The organism is Rhodococcus sp. BS-15 (assembly GCF_000813105.1).
GTDB lineage: Bacteria > Actinomycetota > Actinomycetes > Mycobacteriales > Mycobacteriaceae > Rhodococcoides.
Genome location: NZ_BAOX01000568.1, coordinates 1 through 1,026, shown reverse-complemented (window position 1 = coordinate 1,026; position 1,026 = coordinate 1). Strand labels below are relative to the sequence as shown.

The window sequence follows — 1,026 nt, the reverse complement described above, 5'->3', positions numbered from 1 at the left end:
CGGCGCTGGGCTGGGCCGCGGCTGCTCGCGGAGACGTCGACGAGGCCTGCGAGCTGCTGATCGCCTCCGCCGAGTCTCATGCCGCTGTCGACCACCATCTGCCCGCGCTGTTCTCCTACGTCGATGCCGCTCGGTGCGGAGCGGCAGCTGCAGCACTGGCTCCCGTCCACCAGCTGGCAGGTCTGATCGAAGGGGACTTGGCCCGCACCGAAATACGCATGGTCGAGGTGCTCGCAGCACCGTCCGGGCCGGACAGTGCGGTCACCGAGCAGGTGGTGGCCGTGGCCGCGAGCGCCGAGAAACACGGCCTGGACCTGCACGCGGCCGAGATGTACTTCTATGCGCGAAACCTGTTGCTGCGCAGTAGCCCTCGCGCCGCGGCGACAGCGGGAAGGCAGGGTCACGTACTGGCCGCGCGCTGTGGACATCCCAGCACGCCGCTGCTGCACGGAACGCGAGATCCGGCCCTGACCGCACGCGAACGGCAGATCGCGTCCCTCGCCGCATCCGGCCTGTCCAACCGCGACATCGCCGACGCGTCGTGCTGTCGATCCGCACCGTCGAGACACACCTCAACCGCATCTTCGGGAAGTTGGGGATCAGCACCCGCGCCGAGCTCACATCGCTACGAGGCTCACTGCTCGATTGACCGAACCGTTGCCGTACAGGGAGGCCTCGATGTCGAGCAGGTACCGCGACGGAGCAACCCCGAGTTCGTTGTGCAGAACCGCCTCTGCTCGCCGAAAGGCAACCACCGCTTCGGCTGTGCGGTGCGACCGGTCGAGGGCGATCATCAGCTGACCCCACAGGTGTTCGCGCAACGGGGCAGCCCGCAGTGCGCGCTCGATCTCGGCGATCACCGTCTCGTGTCGACCGAGCTGCAGACGGGCCTCGAAGACCGATTCCAGCACCACGGCGTGTACCTCGTCGAGATGGTCCCGCTCGTCGACGGCGAAGCCAGATCACCGAACTCGACGAAAGCGGGGCCTCGCCACAGCGCGAGGGCGCGGCCCGAACTGGCCGTCA

2 protein-coding genes are annotated in these 1,026 nt (G+C 68.1%); both read right to left on the bottom strand.

What is annotated here, in order from left to right; all coding sequences use genetic code 11:
- The coding region (locus tag RHBS_RS32450; protein ID WP_374700685.1) for a hypothetical protein at nucleotides 1-428 on the bottom strand (428 nt) is incomplete at its 3' end.
- 189 nt (nucleotides 429-617) lie between these two features.
- The gene (locus RHBS_RS32445) at nucleotides 618-911 is read right to left on the bottom strand and encodes a BTAD domain-containing putative transcriptional regulator (protein WP_374700686.1); all 294 of its coding nucleotides are present in this window, start codon (nucleotides 909-911) and stop codon (nucleotides 618-620) included.
- Nucleotides 912-1,026: the final 115 nt, after the last annotated feature.